The sequence below is a fragment of the Lysinibacillus sp. G1-3 genome, assembly GCF_056322905.1.
The window spans coordinates 105,484-124,398 of the sequence record NZ_JBWHYQ010000003.1 but is presented as its reverse complement, the minus strand read 5'-3'; the positions used below and the strand labels follow the sequence as shown (position 1 = coordinate 124,398).

Annotated in this window: 20 protein-coding genes; 11 read left to right on the top strand and 9 right to left on the bottom strand. The window is 36.6% G+C overall.

Annotation, left to right across the window (positions count from 1 at the left end):
- Window positions 1-114 precede the first annotated feature (114 nt).
- Complete coding sequence (locus ACVYAD_RS03960; protein WP_386829708.1) at window positions 115-549, top strand: GNAT family N-acetyltransferase; 435 nt, start codon at window positions 115-117, stop codon at window positions 547-549.
- A gap of 63 nt (window positions 550-612) precedes the next feature.
- Here ACVYAD_RS03960 and ACVYAD_RS03955 read toward each other — a convergent pair whose 3' ends face one another.
- The 7 genes from ACVYAD_RS03955 to ACVYAD_RS03925 form a co-directional block, all read right to left on the bottom strand.
- On the bottom strand, window positions 613-1,377 hold the full coding sequence (locus ACVYAD_RS03955) for an aminoglycoside 6-adenylyltransferase (RefSeq protein WP_476424746.1): 765 nt from the start codon (window positions 1,375-1,377) through the stop codon (window positions 613-615).
- A 61-nt stretch (window positions 1,378-1,438) separates the two neighbouring features.
- Window positions 1,439-1,828, bottom strand: a complete 390-nt coding sequence (locus tag ACVYAD_RS03950; protein WP_476424744.1) for an RDD family protein — start codon at window positions 1,826-1,828, stop codon at window positions 1,439-1,441.
- Window positions 1,829-1,849: 21 nt separating this feature from the next.
- Window positions 1,850-2,824 (bottom strand): carbohydrate kinase family protein, encoded by a 975-nt coding sequence (locus ACVYAD_RS03945; protein WP_476424742.1) that lies wholly within the window; start codon window positions 2,822-2,824, stop codon window positions 1,850-1,852.
- A gap of 242 nt (window positions 2,825-3,066) precedes the next feature.
- Window positions 3,067-3,981, bottom strand: coding sequence for a DMT family transporter (locus tag ACVYAD_RS03940; RefSeq protein ID WP_386829699.1), 915 nt, complete (start codon window positions 3,979-3,981; stop codon window positions 3,067-3,069).
- Window positions 3,982-4,205: 224 nt separating this feature from the next.
- On the bottom strand, window positions 4,206-5,456 hold the full coding sequence (locus ACVYAD_RS03935) for a glutamate-5-semialdehyde dehydrogenase (RefSeq protein ID WP_386829697.1): 1,251 nt from the start codon (window positions 5,454-5,456) through the stop codon (window positions 4,206-4,208).
- Window positions 5,457-5,477: 21 nt separating this feature from the next.
- On the bottom strand, window positions 5,478-6,563 hold the full coding sequence (proB, locus tag ACVYAD_RS03930) for a glutamate 5-kinase (protein ID WP_349658760.1): 1,086 nt from the start codon (window positions 6,561-6,563) through the stop codon (window positions 5,478-5,480).
- Between the two features lie 501 nt (window positions 6,564-7,064).
- Window positions 7,065-7,448, bottom strand: a complete 384-nt coding sequence (locus ACVYAD_RS03925) for a sodium:proton antiporter (protein WP_476424739.1) — start codon at window positions 7,446-7,448, stop codon at window positions 7,065-7,067.
- Between the two features lie 287 nt (window positions 7,449-7,735).
- Here ACVYAD_RS03925 and ACVYAD_RS03920 point away from each other — a divergent pair, with 287 nt between their 5' ends.
- Complete coding sequence (locus tag ACVYAD_RS03920; protein WP_386829693.1) at window positions 7,736-8,359, top strand: LysE family translocator; 624 nt, start codon at window positions 7,736-7,738, stop codon at window positions 8,357-8,359.
- A 14-nt stretch (window positions 8,360-8,373) separates the two neighbouring features.
- Window positions 8,374-9,174: a DUF1835 domain-containing protein gene (locus tag ACVYAD_RS03915; protein WP_476424736.1), complete on the top strand. Its 801-nt coding sequence runs from the start codon at window positions 8,374-8,376 to the stop codon at window positions 9,172-9,174.
- A gap of 179 nt (window positions 9,175-9,353) precedes the next feature.
- Here the strand turns inward: ACVYAD_RS03915 and ACVYAD_RS03910 are convergent, their stop codons facing one another.
- A complete protein-coding gene (locus tag ACVYAD_RS03910) occupies window positions 9,354-10,235 on the bottom strand; it encodes a LysR family transcriptional regulator (RefSeq protein ID WP_349658756.1) in 882 nt (293 codons plus the stop codon).
- A 284-nt stretch (window positions 10,236-10,519) separates the two neighbouring features.
- On the opposite strand from ACVYAD_RS03910, the gene ACVYAD_RS03905 reads away from it, so the two are divergent.
- Both ACVYAD_RS03905 and brnQ read left to right on the top strand, forming a co-directional pair.
- Window positions 10,520-11,272: an alpha/beta hydrolase gene (locus tag ACVYAD_RS03905; protein ID WP_349658755.1), complete on the top strand. Its 753-nt coding sequence runs from the start codon at window positions 10,520-10,522 to the stop codon at window positions 11,270-11,272.
- Window positions 11,273-11,462: 190 nt separating this feature from the next.
- Complete coding sequence (gene brnQ / locus ACVYAD_RS03900) at window positions 11,463-12,812, top strand: branched-chain amino acid transport system II carrier protein (RefSeq protein ID WP_476424734.1); 1,350 nt, start codon at window positions 11,463-11,465, stop codon at window positions 12,810-12,812.
- Window positions 12,813-12,870: 58 nt separating this feature from the next.
- On the opposite strand, the gene ACVYAD_RS03895 is transcribed toward brnQ, so the two are convergent.
- A complete protein-coding gene (locus tag ACVYAD_RS03895) occupies window positions 12,871-13,629 on the bottom strand; it encodes an SDR family oxidoreductase (RefSeq protein WP_476424732.1) in 759 nt (252 codons plus the stop codon).
- A gap of 197 nt (window positions 13,630-13,826) precedes the next feature.
- On the opposite strand from ACVYAD_RS03895, the gene ACVYAD_RS03890 reads away from it, so the two are divergent.
- The 6 genes from ACVYAD_RS03890 (at window position 13,827) to ACVYAD_RS03865 (ending at window position 18,632) form a co-directional block, all read left to right on the top strand.
- The gene (locus ACVYAD_RS03890) at window positions 13,827-14,399 is read left to right on the top strand and encodes a TetR/AcrR family transcriptional regulator (RefSeq protein ID WP_349658752.1); all 573 of its coding nucleotides are present in this window, start codon (window positions 13,827-13,829) and stop codon (window positions 14,397-14,399) included.
- Between the two features lie 484 nt (window positions 14,400-14,883).
- Window positions 14,884-15,207, top strand: coding sequence for a PadR family transcriptional regulator (locus ACVYAD_RS03885; RefSeq protein ID WP_349658751.1), 324 nt, complete (start codon window positions 14,884-14,886; stop codon window positions 15,205-15,207).
- Window positions 15,200-15,736 carry a DUF2812 domain-containing protein gene (locus ACVYAD_RS03880; RefSeq protein WP_476424730.1) on the top strand — a complete coding sequence of 179 codons (537 nt, stop codon included), beginning with the start codon at window positions 15,200-15,202 and terminating at the stop codon, window positions 15,734-15,736. Before ACVYAD_RS03885 ends, ACVYAD_RS03880 begins: the two co-directional genes overlap by 8 nt.
- Window positions 15,737-15,956: 220 nt before the next feature.
- A complete protein-coding gene (locus ACVYAD_RS03875; RefSeq protein WP_476424728.1) occupies window positions 15,957-16,487 on the top strand; it encodes a DUF2812 domain-containing protein in 531 nt (176 codons plus the stop codon).
- Window positions 16,488-16,498: 11 nt separating this feature from the next.
- Complete coding sequence (locus tag ACVYAD_RS03870; protein ID WP_197144072.1) at window positions 16,499-17,404, top strand: ABC transporter ATP-binding protein; 906 nt, start codon at window positions 16,499-16,501, stop codon at window positions 17,402-17,404.
- A complete protein-coding gene (locus tag ACVYAD_RS03865; RefSeq protein ID WP_476424726.1) occupies window positions 17,391-18,632 on the top strand; it encodes an ABC transporter permease in 1,242 nt (413 codons plus the stop codon). Before ACVYAD_RS03870 ends, ACVYAD_RS03865 begins: the two co-directional genes overlap by 14 nt.
- Window positions 18,633-18,915 lie beyond the last annotated feature (283 nt).

Below are 18,915 nucleotides of genomic sequence, written 5' to 3'. Positions count from 1 at the left end.
ACTATATATTATCATCCATGAAGGGAAATTTCACTTCATATCTACAGGTGTTTTTCTTTTCCAAGCAGAGGAGAGTACACTCCTTAAACAGAAAAAATGAGGAGGAATATAAAAATGAACACAAAAAAAATTACAGATGAAAAAGACTTACAAACAGCGTTTTCCATTCGTCAAAAAGTTTTTATTGAGGAGCAAAAGGTGCCAGAGGAAGAAGAATATGATGAATTCGACACGCTAGATGCAGCATGTGATCATATTCTTGTGTATTATAACGATCAACCTGTTGGTACTGGTAGACTGCGAGTTGTTGATGGCTATGGCAAACTAGAGCGTATATGTATATTAATAGAATTCCGCAAATTTGGTTTAGGTAAAGTAATTATCCAACGTTTAGAGGAAATAGCAGTAGAAAAAGGTTTAACAAAATCAAAATTAAACGCGCAATCTTATGCAGAAGGCTTTTATGAAAAATTAGGCTATAAACGTGAAGGTGAAGAATTTATGGATTGTGGCATCCCGCATATTTTAATGAAAAAACAATTTAATTAGGCGTAGGATACTCAATATATTAAAAATAGCAAACTAAGTTTTATGTTAGTTTGCTATTTTATTTTAGTGCAATAACTCTTTTATTTTTTCCCATAATGGCATAATTTCTTCTTTAGTCGGCACATTTTCAAATATCCAATCTGATTCATTATTGAAGGCGTTCACTAATTTCTTAATGGCCATTTCGTGTGTGACAAGGCTCATACAATTCATAATATCGACTATCTCATTTAAGGGGGCAGAGGGAAGCGAATTATATATCGCTTTAAGTCCAAGTAAAGCTCGCTCAGGGCAATATTTATGTAGGAGTACTTTAGCGAAGTGTTCTAAACTATTCCGCAATAAATGAATACACCAAATCTCATTTCCGCGTTGAGCACTCCAATAATATTGATACAAATACCAGACAGTATCATCTACAGCATCTTGAAATTCAAGTGGAGTTAAAGCCATAGTTGTACTTTCCAGTTTAGCTGTAAGGATTCCATTCGGATCAAATAATATTTTAATAGCATCGTTATTACTTATTTCAGAGGGAGCTACGGTAAATAAATCGACATGAATCAAATCTTCATATACGACTAGTAGCTGTGGGGCAATAATATAAATGTCATCAACAAATAATGTATCCTTATAAGTTACAATATGCTTCTTGCGATTGGGCAAAAATGCTTCAATATTTTCTTCCTTCACAACGCAGTACATATCGATATCTGAAAATTCATCATGCTCCTCTCTAGCTATGGATCCTCTTAAAAATACAGCTTCAACAAATTGATCATCTTTTAAACTTTCGAGTAAAATCTCAACAACATGATCCAAATTCAAGTGTATCCTCTCCTTCTATTAAAACAGGCTACCCAATAATGTTTTGAGTAGCCTTATTTTGTTAGACTTCTTTTACAACGGTGTCTGAGAAGTGATCGTGAGGTAGAAGTTGTCCGTTTTGTTGTTCGAACGCTGTTGGATTTTTCAAGTAGTAGAAAAGGCTGATTGAGTCACGGTATGCCATTCGTTTCAGAATTTGAGCAGAAGTGAGCTTAGTCCCACTTTTATTCTCAAGTGCTATCCCCATTTTTTTATAGCCAACGGTTTGTCCATTATTACGTAATTGTGCAAATTCAAGTGACCACATAACGGCTGTTGGTGTGACAATGGCATGAATAGCCTCATTTTTTATTTTTTTCCGTAGGACATATTCCACTCCAGCTGTGACAGCCGTTGAAATTGCCATATCAATTAGAAATGCTTTTGTTCGTTTTTTAGTAATAGATTTCATCGGAGTACCTCCTCATAAGTTTCAAAGGAATATATTATCTTTAAATGGCAACTCTTGCTTAGTAAGGTAAGAGGGTATGGCCCCATGTTTTTCTGTCGAAGCTCCCGCATAGCTATTCGCGAATGTAAGGAGGGAGGTAGCTTGCTGCTGACAAAAGTCGACTAGATTGTTCGCTGTAATCTGCTTGCTAAGGAAAATGGCTAACAATGCACCGATGAAGGCATCACCTGCTCCGGTTGTATCAATCGCTTGAACCTTGTCAACTGGTACTTTAACGTGAAGGTTTTTCGTATAAAGACTTGCACCTTCTGCTCCACGAGTAATGATAAGTACTTGTACTTTCCCTTGAAATAATGAATGGACGGCTGATTTTTCATCATCAATCGCTGTTAAAAATAAAAGCTCCTCTTCAGACAATTTAACGATATGGGCCTTTGGTAAAAATTCTAAAATGGTTTGACGACATGCCTTCACATCATTCCACAGTGGCAAGCGAACATTTGGATCAAAAGAAACAAGACTCCCTGCCTGTTGAGCTTGTTCTATCAGGGCCACATGTGCATGTTTCATTGGGCTTTCCACTAAATTAACTGAACAAAAATGAAGAATATCTTTATCTCTTAAAAGATTAGGTGGCAGTTGCTCTTTGTTGTAAAGTAAATCAGCTGCGTGGCGGCGATAAAATAAGAAATCACGGGCTCCATCACCAGTCAATGAAACAAAGGCTAGACTTGTTTCACCCTCAACAGTTTGAACAATATAGTTCGTATCGACATCGGCTTTCTTTAATGTTTCTACTAGAAAATCTCCAAAAGCATCCTGACCTACCTGTGTAATGAGGGCCGCTTGTTGCTCAAGCCTTGCACAAACAGCTGCAACATTGGCAGGGGCCCCACCAGCATTTTTAGTAAATTGCTCAACTGCAACAAGGGAGGCATTTTGTTCAGTAGGTGTAAAATCAATTAATAATTCACCAATTGCATAAAGTTTACTCATGGAAAAACCTCCTTTATTTCAATTTCGTCCTAGATAATTGGTGCTGTCGCGCAGAAAAATTGCCATAAGGAATGGCTATCCGCCGTTATGCGCATTGACTCCGTCGTTAAGCCAGTCGGTTCCGTCGCCTTCATTTGATTCCGTCGCTCAGCAAGACACTTCTTTCACCTTGCCCTCACATACTTAGACTGAATTCCTTATTTCAGCATTGTTTAGATATCCGAGCCAAACCGTATTCACCTTTAAAGGTGGGGGGATTCCGTAGCAGACGCTTCGCTTTTGCTACGAGGCATTCGCTTTTTCTTTGGTACGTAAATAGTGTAGAAAATACCGCCGAAAATTAATACAATACCAGCTGTTTGCATAAAGCTCGGCATAAAATCAAGCAACAGCATATCAAGCAATATTGCCACAACAGGGTCAACAAATACTAATACTGAAACTAGTATGGTAGAGAGGCTACGAATACTATCAAAAAATAAATAGTAAACAAATCCTGTATGAATAAAACCTGTTCCTAAAATATATAGCCAGTTTGTAGTCGTTAAATCTCCAAATAACGAAAAATTAACAAATGGCAATAGTATGATAATTCCGACCGTTGTTTGGATATATGTTAATGCGTAGGAGCTAAGCTTTGTGATCGTTTTACTTGTTAGCATCGTAAATGCGTAAAATAATGCAGACAGTAATGCCCATATAAAACCTGATTTCATAAATTCAGAGAGGGACATAAAATTATTTAAACCGATAATAAACATACTACCGATAAAACAAGTTAGTGTTGCTAGTAACGCTTGAATAGTCATTTTTTCTTTTAAAAATAATGCGCCAAAAATTAATACGAATATTGGTGCTAAATTATAAATAGAAATGGCAATGGAAATCGACATTTCTTCAAAGGCTTTAAATAAAAATACCCAGTTTAAGACAATAAAGACACCGCATAGAAGTGTACGTAAAATTTCTTTTTTATCCCATTTTTCCGTCTTATGACCACCAGTGATAAGCCACATTCCGCCAAGGAAGAGGGTAGCGCAAATACATCTAATAAATACTAGCTCGATTGCAGGTACACCCGTATGAACGGTGAAAAATCCAATAGAGCCAAAAAGGGCCATTGAAACAGTTAGTTTGATAATCGCTGAAATGTTCATATAAAACCTTCTTTCTATTAAAATTTTTGACGCTTGTGAAAATATTAACGTTTATTTCGCCCCATTATTAAAGTTCTTCACTCATGTAGAGGTTAGAACTACTCGGTTAGGAGTAGAATCCGCCATGTCCCTCTATAAATCTTTCAATCCTAAAGCTTCATAAAATAAGCGAAGAAAGCCGACAGTGTACGTACGTCAACTGTCGACTTTTCATTGTTCTACAATTATTCTCGGATTTGGCCGTTACCGTGAATGAAATACTTTGTAGATGTTAACGCAGGTAAACCCATTGGTCCTCGAGCATGTAATTTTTGCGTACTAATGCCGATTTCTGCACCGTAGCCAAATTCAAAGCCATCTGTGAAGCGAGTGGATGCATTGTGATAAACAGCAGCAGCATCCACGCTATGTAAGAAAGTATCTGCTGCTAACTGATTCTCTGTCATGATGGCTTCAGAGTGGTTCGTGCCATATTTATTAATGTGCTCAATTGCTTCATAAACGTTTTCCACAATTTTAACGCTAATCTTTAAATCTAAATATTCAGTTGCATAGTCTTCTACAGTTGCTAGTTGCGCGAAATCAAGAGCTTGACAAACAGTATCATCGCCGATAATTGTCACACCAGCTTGATGTATAGCACTTAGTAGCTGTTTGCCGTGCTCATGAAACCATTCAGGATGAATAAGTAAGCTTTCTGCGGCATTACAAACAGAAGGGCGCTGTGTTTTTGCATTGATGCAAATCTTTTCTGTTTTTAAGTAATCGGCCGTTTGGTCTACATAAATATGACAGTTGCCAGCACCTGTTTCTAGTACTGGTACAGTGGCTTCGTTTACTACTAAGTCAATTAGTGCCTTTCCGCCACGAGGAATTAAAACATCTAAGTATTCTTTTAAATGGAATAATTCTTTGACAGTTTCACGATTTGTATCCTCGATTAATTGCACAGCGTCCGCAGGGATAGACGTTTTGCTAAGTGCACGATGAATACTTGCCACTAGCGCTACATTCGAAAATTTAGCAGAAGAGCTACCACGTAAAATGACTGCATTGCCTGTTTTTAATGATAATGTTGCCGCATCTACTGTTACATTAGGGCGTGCCTCGTAAATCATCCCGATAACGCCAATTGGTACTAAACGCTTTTCAATTAGTAATCCATTTTCTTTTTCTATTCGTTCTAAAAGACTACCAACTGGATCATTTAATTCAACTAACAAGTGAATAGCACTTGACATTGCCTCTACTCGTTCTTTGTTTAGCATAATGCGATCGAGGGTAGAAGCGGGCATTCCTTGTTTCTCGCCGTTTGCTAAATCCTTTGCATTTTCAGCAATGATCGTATCTTGGTCGATTAGTAATTGCTCAGCAATTTTTGTGAGAGCCTCATTTTTCTCGCAAGTTGTTTTAATATTTAAAATATAGCTTGCGGCCTTAGCTAGCTTTCCTTTTTGTTGAACTTCACTCGTCATGTGAATTCCTCCTTAATTTGTTTAAATTTTTAGCCATTTATCTCGATGAATGACCTCAATGGGATAGTTCGCTAACTCATCTGTACGTTTTCCCATCGCATGTGCTAACTCTAGGGAAGAATATAAGACCTCACCACGGCCAAGCAGTCCCTTGTCACTATAGACTTCGACAACGTCGCCATTTGCGAAGTCGCCTTCGACACGATATACACCAGCAGGCAACAAACTTTTCCCATTTGCCAATAATGCATGTTCTGCACCGCTATCTATAAAAATTTTACCAGATACTTCCGTTAGTGCAATCCACTGTTTATTATTCGTTAAAACAGCAAGTGCGTCATGCTCAACATACGTACCATCACCACGTCCTTCTACTATATCGACAAGCTTACTAGCACCGTGACCAGTTCCAATAAACACCTTGACACCTGCATTTAAGGCTGCTCGAGCTGCCAGTAATTTGGATTCCATACCACCTGTACCGACCTTAGAGCCTGAACCATCTGCAAAGCCAAGCATCTCATCAGATACCTCTGTTAAACGATCAATACGTTGTGCATCAGGATTTTTAGATGGATTGGCATTATACAAGCCATTGATATCAGTTAAGATAATGAGCTGATCGGCATGTATAAGACCACTTACAAGTGCTGATAACATGTCGTTATCTCCAAAGGTTAATTCGCTGACAGATACCGAATCGTTTTCGTTAATGATAGGTAAAATGGAGCGTTCTAATAATTCCTCAAATGTGGCACAGGCATTTTTATAACGCTCTTTTTTGGAAAAATCAGTGCGAGTAAGTAAAATTTGAGCAGGCACAATATCATAAATGCTAAATAAAGCATTGTAGGTTTGAATCAGTAAACTTTGCCCAACTGCTGCTGCAGCCTGTTTACCTTTTAATGTGACGGGACGAGAAGGGTAGCCTAGCTGTTTAAAGCCCGCTGCTACTGCGCCTGATGAAACAAGCAATACTTCATGCCCGTATTTTTTTAATTCAGCAATCGCTTGGACATGGTCCATTAAACGTATTTTATCAATTTCACCTTTTGCATTTGTTAAGGAGCTACTCCCAATTTTGACGACAATTCTTTTTCTTTCCATAGCAATACCTCCAATTCGCCATTACACTTGTACTTTGATTTAAACTTTAGCAGCCACAAAGATTTCGCTAAATTAAAAAATAAAAAAACCTTTTCATCCTAAAAAATTAGGACGAAAAGGTTTACTTTCCGTGGTACCACCTAGATTGAACATCATTGACATTCCACTTTACTCATAACGCTTGAGACTGCGCCTAGTTTGCTAGGACGATTTACGAAGTAGGTTCTTTAGTCTTTCTTGTACAATGCCTTACAGCCGGTGGGCATCGCTCTCTGATCAAGCAGTTTCTAGGTACTAATCTTCGCTCGCTTATATTGTATAATTCAATATCTTTTTTGAATGGACCTTCATCAATTCTTTTGTTTGGAGTCCGATTTCTATAAAGAATGCACTACTTTAGCATGTCTGTCAAGCCGATTAGGAATGTTAATAGAAAGTTTTGAAAAAAAGTAGGTATTACTGAACAATCGAGAGTAACGTGTAGGAGCAACATAACCTTGTTTACTTAAACCACCAGATTGCGATTAATAGTGGGAGCATCGCTAAAACAATCACGAAAGAACTCCATACTATTTGTTTTCCTGAAGACATATTTTTCGGTTTAATACTCATTCGTTCATATAGTTCGTTGATGGAACGTTGTTCTTTCGCATAAAGCATAGTTTGAAATTCATCGTAATCTTGAATATAACTTGAGGGAGGGCGAGGGCTAAAGCGTAAACTTCGAATATCGTCTGTAATCTCTTTTTCACCCATCCAATAAGTAATAACTGGCGCTAACCCTGAAGTTTGCGTGGCCTGTACCCTGATGTCATGTGTTTTCATTTTATAATAGACATTTCCTTGCTCGTCTTCATATTGCTTTACAATATCGCTTACTGCCATCAACTAACACCTCTTTCTCCCAAATAATCCGACTTTTAAGTTATGATAATATTTATTATAATGGATTAAGGTAGAAAAGTATTGCTGAAACGAGCAGAATTGGGTAAAGGTTTTTTGTGAAAATTTAGAAAAAGTATATATGTATATAGTATAATGTAAAAAATACATTTTATGGTTATTATTTTTGAAAAGTAATTGTTCTACTAAAAGTAGAGTTAGTCGGAATAGAAATTAATCTCACTGATGATGAATATTTTTGTAAAAAGTAATAGAAAGAAGGGATAGTATTGGCATTTTCAACCTTAATGGCGTTTTTAGGAGCGTCAATTATTTTAACTGTAATGCCAGGGCCAGATAATTTATTTGTTCTTGCACAAAGTATTGCGCAGGATAAAAAGGCTGGTATAGCAACATCACTTGGCTTATGTACAGGTTTGCTCGTTCATATAGGTGCGGCGGTTCTCGGTATCTCGGCTATTATTTATCAATCCACAGTTATTTTCTCTATTGTTAAATTTGCAGGAGCGGCGTATTTATTGTATTTAGCATGGCAGTCGTTTCGTGCGAAAGGTGATCCATTCACAATGGAACAGCAAAATGTACAAGCCTATGTGACGTTATATCGAAAAGGTATTTTAATGAATATTTTAAATCCAAAAGTTTCTTTATTTTTCTTAGCGCTATTGCCACAGTTTGTAAATCCTTCTAATGGCCATGTAGGTTTACAGATGCTAGTTTTGGGTATTGTATTTTTAGTACAAGCGCTTATTCTATTTTCATTATTTAGTATTTTTGCCGGTAAAGTAAGAAAAGTAATTATTGGGAAGCCTGCAATTGCTAAACGATTAAATATGATTCAAGGTGTACTTTTCACTTTTATTGGAATACAAATAGCGCTAAGTAAACAGTAAATTGGGGGATTTTCATGGCAATTTTACATATAACGTTTAGCTTATCTACGCAAGGTTCAATTAAACATGCAATACGACAACATCATTTACAACGAGAGGAGTCAGTGCTTAGTGTCAATGAGATTTTCTCGATTGGTCCGCTAAGTAGCTCAGAAGTACGCAAAAGCTGGTTACGAGCCAATATTTTTAGGGACAGTGAAGAACGTGAATTGAACGATGATCTTCATAAAGAATGGAAGAAAAAAATTGCAGGTTTACCGTGTGATGTTGATGTCTGGGTATGGTACAGCCAAAGCACTCATGAAGAGATTGGGTTACGTTATGTCATGAGAGAGTTGATCAATAAATGTAGTATGGTATATGGGATTGATGCCACGGATGGCTTGAAACGTGTACAACCAAACATGACGATTCGTCAAACAGGTGAGCTTTCGCCAGACTTGCTTATGAAGCTACGTTCTGAGGCAAAGCGTTTTTCAATTGATGAGTGTCAGCAACTTGCTAATGAATGGGAAGAGCTAAAACAAAACCCTAGTACATTGCGAGTTTGGCAAGATGGAATTGTCCATGTAGCGGAAGATGCATTGGATCCTATCATTATAGAATGTGCCGAAAGAGCTCATGCAGAACTAAATGAGGAATGGCTTAAACCGATGCGTATCATCGGTGAAGCAATTGGTTCAATTGATGAGTATTTAGGTGAAGAGTTTGTGGAAAAACGACTAATGACACTTGCAAAGCAGGGACTTTTTGAGTTTGATGGAGATACAACAGATATGTATTCGTATCAAGTAAAATATGTAGGGGAAAAATAATAAAACTGCTTCCAGTAACCACCTTTCATTCGGAGAAGGTGGTTTTTTTAGTTCAAGAAAATTGGCTTAATGTGAAAAGTCATGTAAAGGATTAACTTTTCCGCAATTGAATATAAAGAAAAGCGAGTAACAATTGTTACTCACTTTAATGTTTTAGACCATTTTATATGAATAAAAGATTACTTCTTTTCGTAAAAATCGAATACAAATTGCTGAAATTGTCGTGCTGATGGTGAAAGGTATCGATTTTCAATCCAAGCCATACCTATGGTCCGTTCACAAACCATATCCTCAACACGAATTTTCGCCAATTTATTTGGATTCAAGTCTTCATCAACAGGTAGCAACGACACGCCAAGCCCAGCACTTACAAAACCAGCAACTGTAGATACCTCATCACCTTCAAACGTAATTTTCGGTTTGATACCTGCAGCATTTAATAATTTATCCGCTGTGCGGCGTAATGCGTAACCCTTTTTCAACAGAACAAAATTTTCATGTTCAAGTTCCTTCATTTTGATGCTTTTACGGTTGGCGAGTGGATGGTCAATCGGCACCATAATAAAAAGCTCGTCTCGCCATAGCTCTTTCCAACAAACAGGTGGCTCCGTGTCAATCGCTGCGAGTAAGCAAAGATCTAACTCTCCCGCAAGTAATTGCTTCAACTGGGAGTGTGAGTAATTTTGTGTAAAGTGAAAGCGTATATGCGGATGCTTCTGACGGAAGGAACGGATCAAGTCAGGTACAATGCTAGTCCCTAGAGTATGTAAAAATCCGAGTGATACATCTCCTAGCTCTGGGTTATTCAGCTCCTGTAATTCAATCACTGCTTTTTCGTACTCTTTACGCATGCGTTGGACCCGATACAAAAAAAGCTCGCCATATCGGTTGAGCATAATCGAGCGTCCTTGACGGTCGAATAAGGGTACTCCTAATTCCTCTTCAAGCTTTGAAATAGAGCGACTTAATGCTGGCTGAGAAATCGCTAATGCTTCAGCTGCACGAGTCATATGCTCAAGTTTAGCTACCGTTACGAAATACTCCAATTGCTGCCACTCCATTTTTTCACCTCTATTCTCGTTATTTTTGAGTTAACTGCATTATAACGGTAAAAGACTAGGAAGTATAGGCGCCAAAAAAATTTAAAAAGGATGGAGCACTTAAAAAGAGAAATGAAAAATGAAAGTAGCTGAAAGTGTGATAGTACAGCCGTTAACCTCACATCATTAATGCACGAAACACATTAATATGATAAAAACTATAAATTGTACATTATGAATAAAGGGTGTTAAGATAGACACATAAATTACACAATTACAAATTTCCGTGAAGGGGATATTATAAAATGAATTTATCTAAGCCACAACCTCTAACAATTGAGGGAGGCAAAAAAGCCGTACTATTACTGCATGGATTCACAGGTAGCACAAAAGATGTGAAAAAGCTAGGAGAATTTTTATCAAAACGTGGTTATACGGTTCATGCACCGATTTATAGTGGGCATGGTGTAGAACCAGAAGCATTACTTGAAACAAAACCAGAAGACTGGTGGAATGATGTTGTGGAAGGTTATAACTTCCTAAAGAGTAATGGCTATGAAGAAATCGCGGTAGTAGGAATTTCGCTTGGCGGCGTATTTTCGTTAAAAGTAGCAGAGACATTCCCTGTGAAAGCATGTGTTGCCATGTGTGCACCAATCACACGCGATAACTCAAAAGGATTATTTACACGTTTATATCATTACGCTCGTTTATATAAACATTTTGAAAATAAATCAAAAGATCAAATCATTTCAGAATTACATGAATTACGAATTACACCTAAGGATTCATTAGATGGTGTGACACGTTTAACGACAGAAACACGCGATGATTTATCTACAATCAAAGCACCTACATTAGTATTACAAGGTTCATTAGATGATGAGCTTTATCAAGAAAGTGCACCGTTTATTTTAAATACCGTGGAAACAGACGATAAAGAGATTATTTGGTATGAAAATTCAGGTCATATTATTACATTAGATAAAGAGCGCGAAAAAGTGTATGAGGACGTATATAAGTTTTTAGATCATATAGAGTGGTCTGTAGCAAACTAAGGGGCTGTCAGCAGACAGCTCTTTTAGTTTTGCCTGTTTAATGCTAGGAACTGTACAATTAACAATTCTAAAAGAAAAAACAACTATTGTTTTTCAAATAAAAGCTATGTTAATATAGTGGAATTATAGTGAAAAATCTCTTCATTTAAATTGTTCGCAATAGTTAAATACATCTAAGGAGTTCATCAAAATGCAACAGAAAATACCTTTTTCAACATATGCAGTCATCGGTACGATGCTTTTCGGACTGTATTTTGGAGCAGGGAATCTTATCTTTCCAATTCAGCTTGGACAATTAGCTGGGACTAACTTTTGGCTTGGCTTAATTGGATTTTTAGTAACAGCTATCGGTTTACCTTTTCTAGGTATTTTAGCTATTGGTTTGTCAGGTAGTAACGGTTTGCGTGACTTAGCGAGCCGCGTTCATCCATTATTCGGTATCATCTTTTCATTAGCTCTCTATTTAACGATTGGTCCTTTTTTTGCGATTCCTCGTACAGCGACAGTTCCTTTTGTAGTTGGCTTTGAACCATATATACAAGCTGAACATACAACACTTTTACTCGCTTTATTTAGCTTTGTATTTTTTGCCATCGTTTATTATTTCTCATTGAATCCAGCGAAAATTATGGATTATATCGGAAAATATTTAACACCAGCATTTCTAATTGTGTTATTTATTTTAATTATAATTAGTATTGTAAAACCGATGGGGCATTTCCAACAGCCTCTGGGGGATTATATTGATTCAGCATTTATGACAGGCTTTAAAGAAGGCTATAACACAATGGATGCGTTAGCTTCACTAGCTTTTGGTATTGTCGTCATTAATGCAATTAAAAGCGCAGGAATAACGGAAAGAAAAGAAATTGCTAAAGCAACGTGGAAATCTGGTATTTTTGCCATGGCTTTAATGATGTTAATATACGGTTTAATCACGTATATGGGAGCGTCGAGTGTGGAAGCTGTTGGTACATTTGATAACGGTGGTTTAATTTTTGCCGCAGTGGCAGATCACTATTTTGGATCATTCGGGGCTATTTTATTAGCAGTTATTATTGTCCTTGCTTGTTTAAAGACAAGTATTGGCTTAATCACATCTTGTAGTGAATTTTTCCATGAAGTATTTCCGAAAATTAGCTATAAATGGTTTGTATTAATCTTGTGTGTTATGTCATTTACAATTGCCAACTTCGGATTAACGAATATTATTAAGTTTGCCATTCCAGTGCTGATGTTCCTCTATCCAATAGCAATTGTCTTAATTGTCCTTGCATTATGCTCATCACTATTTAAAAATAAACAACCGGTATATGCGGTTGCTATGATTTTCACAATTTTTATTAGTGTCATTGATGGCTATAAAGCATTAGTAGATAGCATTCCGTCGGCGAAGCTAACTATTTTTGATGCAATTGAGAAAGCTTATTCGAACCTTTTACCATTTTACGACATAGGCTTAGGGTGGATATTACCAGCGTTAATTGGGGCATTTATTGGATGCTTACTCCCAGTAAGAAATCATAAAAATGAATTTTAAATGAGAGAAAGCACGCACAATGAATTTTACATGTGCGTGCTTTCTCTTATGTTGAATCTTAGTAAGCTGTCCAGCCACCATCAACAGCAATTACTTGTCCGTTGACAAAACTTGCTTCATCTGAGCCCAGGAAAATAGCAAGCTGAGCAATTTCCTCAGGTTTTCCAGCTCGTGGGTTGATGGCCATACCTAGTGATTGGCGAGCTGCACCTGTTTGGCTCACGTTTGTCATTGTAGAAGCAATGTTTGTTATAACTGCACCTGGAGCGATTCCGTTGCAGCGAATATTTTTATCTGCATACATAAATGCTGTGTTTTTTGTTAGCCCAACAACGGCATGCTTAGAAGCAGTGTAAGCAGCTCCAGCACGAGCACCATAGAGACCGCCAGCAGAAATATTATTGACAAATACACCATGTCCTTGAGCAAGGAAAATTTCTGTCGCCATACGCATTGAACGCATAACAGCAGTTGTATTTACCGCGAACACTTTGTCCCAACGCTCATCAGAAACTTCACCAATTGGCTCCATTCCATCCATAATACCCGCATTATTCACTAAAATATCTAATTTGCCATAAGCATTTTTTGTTTCATCAAATAAGCGTTGTAAATCTTCTGTTGATGCAACGTTTGTTTGAATGGCGAATGCTGAGCCACCTGCAGCTTTGATGCCTTCGACAACAGCTTGTGCACCTTCTATATTTAAATCAGAAACTACGACCTTTGCTCCCTCTTTCGCATAACCCTCTGCAATAGCTTTACCCATACCTGACGCAGCACCTGTTACGATTGCTACTTTACCTTCTAATCTCATCACAAAAACCTCCTATAAATTATGTTCTTTCACCAGCGTTTGTCCCAGTGATTTCTAGGATATATTATGTTAGATATTGAACATGTGTTCATTAAAATAATATAATAGCTTTGTAAGCGATTTCAATATGCAAAATACTATAAACTGTTCAGTAATCAACATATATAAAAAATCTGTTTAATAAGGGGATAAATTATTTGAGCGCTAACGATTTACGAGTTGTCAAAACGAAGCAAGCATTACATAATGCTTTACTAACATTACTGAGTAAGAAGCCTTTAGAGAACATTACCATCGCAGAAATTTGTCGGATGGCAAAGGTGAATAGAGGTACCTTCTACTTGCACTATGAGCAAAAGGAAGGGCTATTTGAGGAATACTTTCAGGAAATTATGGAGGATTTGAATAATTCCTACGAGGAACCGTACCGTGCAGTAACAACAATGGATAAAAATCAAATAGATCCAAATACTATTCGTATTTTTCATCATATTGAGCGCTTTAAAATGTTTTATCGCATTGTTTTTTCAAAAAATGTACCGCTGACCTACTATTATATGTTATTTGATGGAATTTTCTCTTTGCTAAAAAGGGATATCACAATCCATAATGAAATACATGATGAGATATCCATTGAATATTATAGTGCGTATCAAGCAAATGCAATCATCGGCCTAATCATTCAATGGTATCGCCAAGATTTTGAGGACAGCGTAGGTACCTTAAATAAACAACTTGCTGCTATTTTGCGGATTGGTGAAAAGTATTAAAGGACTCATCGGCAAACCGAGGGAGTGATTTCCGTTCCGACAGCAACAATATAAGAGAAGGTGGTGGCTCGACTCTCACCCACGGGAAAGAGATTGCCTGGAACGGAAAGCACCTTTATTTAAAGTACCGCATCTTAGCAAAGGTATCTTCACTGTTTTATGATTTTATTAAAAAATCGATGTACTAACTCAACATTAGTACATCGCTTTTTTAACAATATTATTGAACAGTAGTGGGGGAAATTTGCTCACTTTTGCTTTTTACTTTTGATCTTTTTAAAGCTATGACGATAGTAGAAATGGCCAATGTTACAGTAATCAGGAATATTACTAAATGTGAATCAAAACAACCTAATAGTACTACACTAAGTGTGTTAATAACTTTTTATGGAAAAAATAACATTGACAACTATATCGTCAGCTGATATATTCTAAATGTATCAGCTGACGATATATTGTTAGGCGATATAAAAGGGGGATTCGTATGACGCAAGAGCATCCGCCTTTAACAGAGGGCGTTTATTATATTTTATTAGCGTTATTTGATGCTAGGCATGGTTACGGCATCATGCAACTGGTAGAGGAAATGAGTAATGGTCGAGTCCGCCTTGGAGCGGGTACGATTTATGGAGCAATCAAAACATTACTCGAACGAGGATGGATTGAAGCGCTAGGTGGTGACGGTCGAAAAAAGGAATACATCATTACTAAAAGTGGAAAAAAAGTCATTGAATATGAAATTTTGAGATTAAGGGAACTTTTTGACAATGGTATCCGTATAACAAAGGATGATGGAACGAATGGATAAATATCGATTGGTTGTTAACCCTTATGATATTGAGAGATGGGTTAACGATATGGCAAACCAAGGTTGGCATTTGAAAAAGTTTACTTGGATACGTTTTACGTTCGAGCGTGGGGAACCAGGTAGCTATATTTATCGGCATGATGAATTGGAGCGATTTGGTACCTCATATGAAGACGAATACTTAGAATTTCTAAATTCCTCGGGAATTGAACAGGTAGATCGTTCTGGTCATTTCGTATTCTTTAGAAAGTCAGCAAATGATGGTCCTTTTGAACTTTACTCTGATAAGAAAAATAAAATTAGTAAGCTGTCTCAAAAAATTTCAGTGCTACTATCACTCATCCTCCTAAATTTGGTTATAGCTGTAATTGGACTGAGTGGAATTTTTTCAGCACAGGCAATAGACTGGATTAAATTATCAATGAATATCACTAATATTCTTGTAGTCGTATTATTTTCAATTCCATTATTAAAACTTATGCGTGTGCGCCATAAATTAAAGAAGGATTTGGATCTGTATACAGATTAGTATAGGAAATAACTAAAAAGTCTGGTTGTCTATTTGCCAACCTGGATGAAAAGTTTATCAGATTGGGATGAATATCTGCTTAGAAATTATTTTCCGGGAAATCAGAAAAATTAAATAATTAAACAAAGAAAATGCTACGGTATTACGGCTATTATCAAGGCGCATATTTAACCAGGAGTTCACATCAATTTTGTAAGATTTAGATGGGAGGTGGAATTTTGTGAGAAAAAGAGTGTATCGTTTTTTTCTTGATTATGAAAAGGAAGAAGCATGGGTTAATGATATGGCGGCACAAGGTTGGCATCTAAAGCGTACAATGGTGGGATACTTTATTTTTGAAAAAGGGGAACCTAGTCAATACATATATCGCAATGAACTAGTCAAAGGTAAAAAGCAGGATTACTTTGATTTTTTAGAGACGATGAATATTGAGTTTGTTTCAAAATTTGGAGTATGGGCTTATTACCGAAAAAAGAAATCAGAAGGTCCATTTGAATTATTTTCAGATAGTTCTTCGAAAATAAAATATTTAACATTTATAAGCCGCCTTTTTATTGCTGCAACATTTCTTAATTTATTAATTGGATTTATCAATCTTTATATTTTACTTGGTGAATCAACAGAAATAATTTTAACCACGGGAGTATCATCTATAAATTTTGTAGTCGTAATAATAATGTGTACACAAATTTTGAAGGTTGAAAGACGTAAAAAAGGACTGCAAAGAGAATTACATATATTTGAAGCGTAGGAGGAAAAAGAATGACATTACAATTAGAGCGTGTCACAAAGAAATACAAAGATTTCACAGCAGTCGATAATCTAAACTTTACGATTGAAAAAGGGGAGATTTTTGGCCTGATTGGACAAAACGGAGCTGGTAAAACAACGACGTTCCGAATGATACTAGATTTACAAGAGACAACGGCTGGTACGATCACATGGGATGGCAAACCCGTTAATGCCATTAACCGTGATGTACTTGGCTATTTACCAGAGGAACGAGGCATTTTTCCGACGATGAAGGTAGAAGATCAGCTTTACTTTTTCGGCGAGCTACGTGGCATGAAGAAGTCGGAGTTAAAGAAGGAGATTGATTATTGGATTAATCGATTTGAGCTCGAAGAAAGACGAAAAGATAAGGCTGAAACGTTGTCAAAAGGGAATCAGCAAAAAGTACAACTGATTGCTAGCTTTATTCATAAACCGCAGTTCTTAATACTAGACGAACCATTCAGTGGACTGGATCCTGTGAATAAAGATTTACTGAAAGATGCAATATTACATTTAAAAGAACAGGGCACAACGATTTTGTTCTCTAGTCACCAGATGGATAATGTAGAGGAGCTATGTGATCATCTTTGTCTATTAAAACGTGGAGTCTCTCTATTTTCAGGTAGTTTACTAGATTTAAAGAAACAATACGGAAAAACGAGATTAGCAGTGCGTACAGAGTGGTCGACAACTCAATTGTTGACACTAGAAGGAGTCAAAGATGTCCGAGTGGAGAAAGAGCAAACTGTGCTTACTCTGGAGGATGAGAGCTATGCACAAAGTATTTTCGAGAAGCTTTCCAATGGTAAATATATAGAAAAATTCAGCTTAGATTATTTATCGTTAGATGAGATCTTTAAAGATAAGGTAGGTGGCAACGTTGTCGAAGTTTAATTTATTAATGAAACAGCTTTACACATCAAAAATAAAATCAAAATCCTTTGTAGTAATGACAGTCATTTATATACTCGGGATGTCCGTTGCAGTTTTCTGGTCAGATATTAAAGAGCTTTTTACAGGTGATGATCAAGCGCAACAAATTGCAATCGTCAATGAAACAACAGCTGATTTAAGTAGTCTCTTTGTATCGAATGGTGATATGGAATTTATACAAAATGAATCGAATATATCGGAGCTAGAGAAAAAGGTCAAAGACGAAAAGCTAGATGCAATCGTTAAAATAACAGATCAAGATGGACAGCTACATGCTGAAATTACCACTTTCACACCGTTGAAATTAAATGATCAAGGTGCGATAAATTCGATATTGCAACTTGCTGGCCAAAATTATGCTGTACAACAGTTATCATTAACACCAAACCAAGCAGCACAAATTATGGATGCCAAAACGATTATTACTGATAAAAACTTAAATACAGAGTCTACAGGTGGTAAAAGCGAAGAAGAAAAACAATCGGGACAATTTGTATCTTATGCAGTAGGTATTTTAATTTATTTCTTTATTTCTACATTCCTATCGATGATTACAACGGAAATTGCGACTGAAAAAGGTTCACGTGCAATGGAAATGCTACTAGTAAGTGTTAAACCAGCTACCCATTTTAAAGCAAAAATTGCTGGTGTATTATTACTCGCCTTAACACAGATGGGTATTATTATAGTGGTCTTCCTAATCTATGCGAAATTTGCGAAGAACGGCATTATTTGGGATATGGCAGCTAGTATCGTTAGTGAATTATCGATTGGTTATGTCATATATGCTGTGCTATTCTTACTATTAACAATTATTCTTTATTTAATTGTTGGCGCACTATTCGGTTCTTTAGTGTCTAAAGTTGAAGAGGCAGGTCAAGTATTAATGCCAGCCATGATGATTACATTAATTGGTTTCTATGTTATGTTATCGGGAATGGGGAATCCGGATACAATGATCATTAAGATATTCTCTTATATTCCATTTACGTCTGGAATGATCATGCCGATGCGTATCGGGGCTACTGATATAGGAGTGATGGTACCACTTTTATCATTAGGTATTTTAATAGCGACAATTATTGTGGCTTACTTATTCAGTATTTCATTCTATAAACGCAGTGTGCTAACTTATAGTTCAGGTGGCGTTATTCAAAAAATTAAGACCGTACTAAAAGTGACAACATGATGGTGAAAGCAGCTACATTTAGTAGCTGCTTTTTTAGTGCAAATATGTAAATACTAGAAAACGATGTAAAGTATTTCGTGGATTCAGTCGAATTTCTGAATGAAACAAGCTATAATTTGTAGTAGAGAGTGAAGTATTGTTTTCTCAAGCAAGGATTGAATCTTTATTAAATAATCACCTATTTAACGCCTTGCCCATAAGAAAATCAACTAGAGCATCTCGAGAGTTTTCCTACATTTAGTGACTCTTATTTTGCAGATGCTTGACTAAAATGAAACTTTTT

What these genes read in the sequence shown, in the direction of transcription:
- ACVYAD_RS03905 (WP_349658755.1), top strand. Translation starts at nt 10,520, where the DNA reads ATGAATTTATCTAAGCCACAACCTCTAACAATTGAGGGAGGCAAAAAA.
- ACVYAD_RS03960 (WP_386829708.1), top strand. Translation starts at nt 115, where the DNA reads ATGAACACAAAAAAAATTACAGATGAAAAAGACTTACAAACAGCGTTT.
- ACVYAD_RS03950 (WP_476424744.1), bottom strand. Translation starts at nt 1,828, where the DNA reads ATGAAATCTATTACTAAAAAACGAACAAAAGCATTTCTAATTGATATG.
- ACVYAD_RS03945 (WP_476424742.1), bottom strand. Translation starts at nt 2,824, where the DNA reads ATGAGTAAACTTTATGCAATTGGTGAATTATTAATTGATTTTACACCT.
- ACVYAD_RS03880 (WP_476424730.1), top strand. Translation starts at nt 15,200, where the DNA reads ATGGATAAATATCGATTGGTTGTTAACCCTTATGATATTGAGAGATGG.
- ACVYAD_RS03885 (WP_349658751.1), top strand. Translation starts at nt 14,884, where the DNA reads ATGACGCAAGAGCATCCGCCTTTAACAGAGGGCGTTTATTATATTTTA.
- ACVYAD_RS03895 (WP_476424732.1), bottom strand. Translation starts at nt 13,629, where the DNA reads ATGAGATTAGAAGGTAAAGTAGCAATCGTAACAGGTGCTGCGTCAGGT.
- brnQ (WP_476424734.1), top strand. Translation starts at nt 11,463, where the DNA reads ATGCAACAGAAAATACCTTTTTCAACATATGCAGTCATCGGTACGATG.
- ACVYAD_RS03910 (WP_349658756.1), bottom strand. Translation starts at nt 10,235, where the DNA reads ATGGAGTGGCAGCAATTGGAGTATTTCGTAACGGTAGCTAAACTTGAG.
- proB (WP_349658760.1), bottom strand. Translation starts at nt 6,563, where the DNA reads ATGGAAAGAAAAAGAATTGTCGTCAAAATTGGGAGTAGCTCCTTAACA.
- ACVYAD_RS03915 (WP_476424736.1), top strand. Translation starts at nt 8,374, where the DNA reads ATGGCAATTTTACATATAACGTTTAGCTTATCTACGCAAGGTTCAATT.
- ACVYAD_RS03870 (WP_197144072.1), top strand. Translation starts at nt 16,499, where the DNA reads ATGACATTACAATTAGAGCGTGTCACAAAGAAATACAAAGATTTCACA.
- ACVYAD_RS03940 (WP_386829699.1), bottom strand. Translation starts at nt 3,981, where the DNA reads ATGAACATTTCAGCGATTATCAAACTAACTGTTTCAATGGCCCTTTTT.
- ACVYAD_RS03935 (WP_386829697.1), bottom strand. Translation starts at nt 5,456, where the DNA reads ATGACGAGTGAAGTTCAACAAAAAGGAAAGCTAGCTAAGGCCGCAAGC.
- ACVYAD_RS03925 (WP_476424739.1), bottom strand. Translation starts at nt 7,448, where the DNA reads ATGGCAGTAAGCGATATTGTAAAGCAATATGAAGACGAGCAAGGAAAT.